The sequence below is a fragment of the Robiginitalea sp. genome, assembly GCF_049588695.1.
Lineage (GTDB): Bacteria > Bacteroidota > Bacteroidia > Flavobacteriales > Flavobacteriaceae > Robiginitalea.
In genome coordinates, this window is record NZ_JBAVZJ010000193.1 from 1 (window position 1) to 3,413 (window position 3,413).

3 protein-coding genes are annotated in these 3,413 nt (G+C 49.1%); all 3 read left to right on the forward strand.

Annotated features, from left to right (window positions below):
• The coding region (locus tag WBV75_RS04660; RefSeq protein ID WP_424119485.1) for a LacI family DNA-binding transcriptional regulator at positions 1-554 on the forward strand (554 nt) is incomplete at its 5' end.
• Between the two features lie 208 nt (positions 555-762).
• The gene (gene pgmB, locus WBV75_RS04665) at positions 763-1,431 is read left to right on the forward strand and encodes a beta-phosphoglucomutase (protein WP_424119486.1); all 669 of its coding nucleotides are present in this window, start codon (positions 763-765) and stop codon (positions 1,429-1,431) included.
• Positions 1,432-1,442: 11 nt separating this feature from the next.
• The coding region (locus WBV75_RS04670) for a family 65 glycosyl hydrolase domain-containing protein (RefSeq protein WP_424119487.1) at positions 1,443-3,413 on the forward strand (1,971 nt) is incomplete at its 3' end.

The following is a 3,413-nucleotide window of genomic DNA, read 5'->3' on the forward strand; positions in this document are numbered from 1 at the left end:
AAGAGGTTCCCTGCGATAAAGTTATCATAGACGATGAAGCCGCGGCTTTGGAGGCTGTGGAATTCCTCATTCAAAAGGGGAAGAAACGAATTGCTTTTTTTACCACAGCCCACAAACTGGGAGTGAGCCAAAAAAGAGAAAAGGGATATCGCAAGGCACTTGCGAAACACGGGATACCTTTTTCCGAGGAGCTGGTGCTGGAACTCCCCTTTCAGTTTGAAGAAGAGGAGTTGAGCCGTTCTTTTTTTCAAAATCAGTCTTTTGACGCAGTCTTAAGTGTCAATGAGATATTCGCCATTCGGGGTATGCGTCTGGCCAGTGAACTGGGCTATGATATTCCCGGAGATATTTCCTTTATAGGCTTTACGGACGGAATCCTTTCGAAATATGCCACGCCCGGGCTGAGTGCTATTGCCCAGCACGGGGAACAGATGGGAGAAACGGCTGCCCGTATGCTCATCGATAAAATTGAAAATGAATACGACGAAACGGACCCCGGTAATTATCGCACCGAGGTCATCCAGGCCAGCCTGGTAAAGCGTAAGTCAACCTGACGCCCTCCTGCATGGTTTTCTGGCCTGCCCGATGAAGCGATCAGTATACTCCTGGGCCATCAATTTATATTTGTGGGCATGCCTCCCATTCTGAAATCTATTCCTTATATAATGTCAGGCTTCCTAAAACCGATTTCCTTTTTATATTTGATGACCGGAATTTCCCGGATCACGGGGTCGGGATACGACCCAGAAACATGAAATTCCTATGAAGGGCTTCATTTTTGACCTGGACGGGGTCATCGTCGATACGGCCAAATACCACTATCTGGCATGGAAACAGCTTGCGGACCACCTGGATATCCCATTCACCATCCAGGACAATGAAAAGTTTAAAGGGGTAAGCCGTAAACGCTGCCTGGAGCTCTTACTTGAGATGGGGGGCTTACAGGTTTCCCAGGATCAATTCGAAAGCTGGCTCGAAGAAAAGAATGCCGATTACCTGAAGTATATAGCGACCATGGATGCTTCTGAAATTTTACCGGATGTTTCCAGGGTTCTCGATTTTCTAAAAGGGCGAAACATACCCATGGCCCTTGGTTCTGCCAGTAAAAATGCAGTTCCTATCCTGGAGAAAGTTGGGCTAACGGACTATTTCAGCACGGTAGTGGACGGAACACAGGTTGTGAAAGCCAAACCCGACCCTGAGGTGTTTTTGATCGCCGCATCCCGCCTGGATTTGCCTCCGGGGGCCTGTGTGGTGATAGAGGACGCGCAGGCGGGAATTGCCGCAGCCAATACCGCCGGGATGTACAGTCTCGGGATCGGAGAGGCAGAGGTGCTTTCGGAGGCCGATGCCGTATTCAGGGATTTTACAGAAATGCAGACCTCTTTCCTGGAGGAGATATTGCGATTGGAAAAGAAACCACAAAAATAAACAGTAGGATTATGAATCAGGATTACATAAAACCCGATCCTTGGTCGATTATTGAAGAAGGTTACACGCCTTCCCACGTTAAGGCCTCAGAAAGTCTTTTCAGCCTGGGGAATGGCGCTATGGGCCAGCGGGCAAATTTCGAAGAGGACTACAGTGGGCCTACCTTTCAGGGGAGTTATATCGGCGGTGTTTATTATCCCGATAAGACCCGCGTGGGCTGGTGGAAAAACGGGTATCCCGAGTATTTTGCCAAAGTCCTCAACGCTCCCAACTGGATTGGGATTCACCTTGAAATCAATGGTGAAATCCTGGATTTGAATCGCTGTAAGAAGGTCGTCCAGTTCAGACGCGAGTTCAATATGAAGGAAGGCTGGTACAAGCGCTCCTTTAAAGCGACTTTGGAAAATGGGATTGGAGTGGCGGTGGACGCGACCCGTTTTATGAGTATGGAGCACGATGAGCTCGGGGCCATCCGATATAACCTGATCGTGGATCAGGACGATGTGGCGGTTAAGGTAACCCCTTACCTAGACAGTGGAATCACCAATGAAGACACGAATTGGGACGATCCCTTTTGGAAGACCACAAAAGTATGGTCTGAGGGCAGCAGGGCATTTATCGAAGCCCACACATTAAAAACCCGCTTTCATACATGCACGTTTATGGAAGCCCTCCTCAGGGTTGATGGGAAACCCGTGGAAATTGCGCCCAATCATCTGGAAAAGGAAACCTATGCAGCCCATACCTACGAAGTAACCCTTTCGAAAGGCCAAACCCTTTCAGTGGAAAAGTACGGGGGGTATACGGTAGATTTGAATCATCCGGCCAAAGACCTCGCCAAGGCGGCTGCCAGTGTTCTCGACACCGCTGTAGCTTCGGGCTTCGATGCCCTTTTAGAGTCACAGCGGAAGGCCTGGAAAGAGATTTGGGAGATGAGCGACATTACAATCGAAGGCGATATAAAGGCCCAACAGGGCATCCGGTTTAACATCCTGCACCTGAACCAGACCTATACCGGGAGAGATTCACGACTCAATATCGGTCCTAAAGGATTTACCGGGGAAAAATACGGTGGGAGCACGTATTGGGATACGGAAGCCTATTGTATTCCTTTTTATATGGCAACCAAGGACCAGCACGTGGCCCGAAATCTTCTGGAATACCGGTTTAACCATTTGGAGAAGGCCATTGAGAATGGCGCGAAACTCGGATTTACCAATGGGGCGGCCCTTTACCCCATGGTGACCATGAATGGGGAAGAGTGCCATAATGAATGGGAGATTACCTTTGAGGAAATCCACCGAAACGGGGCCATTGCCTTTGCTATATACAATTATTTCCGGTACACCGGGGATTATACCTATATACCGGATATGGGGCTCGAAGTGCTTATAGGAATCGCCCGGTTCTGGCACCAGCGCGCCACATTTTCAACCCAAAAACAGAAGTATGTGATCCTGGGGGTCACTGGCCCGAACGAGTATGAGAATAATGTCAGCAATAATTGGTACACTAATTATTCCGCCCGGTGGTGTATCCGGTATTGCCTGGAACAACTCGGCAAGGTAAAAGACGGGTATCCCGAAGATTACCAGCGAATTATTGGCCATACCCGGCTTACGGAGCAGGAAACACAGCAATGGGGGAAAGTAGCCGAAGGCATGTATTTTCCGTACTCAGAGGAGCACCAGGTTTATTTGCAGCAAGATGGTTTTCTGGATAAGGAATTAATCCCCGCTGCAGATCTGGACCGCACGGAACGTCCGTTGAATCAGAAGTGGAGCTGGGACCGCATCCTCAGGTCACCTTATATCAAACAGGCGGATACCCTTCAGGGCTTTTATTTCTTTGAAGACCATTTTACCACTGAAGAACTCGAACGTCATTTTGACTTTTATGAACCTTTCACGGTGCATGAATCTTCCCTCTCCCCCTGTGTGCACAGCATTCAGGCTTCCAAGCTGAACCGCCTGGAGCAGGCC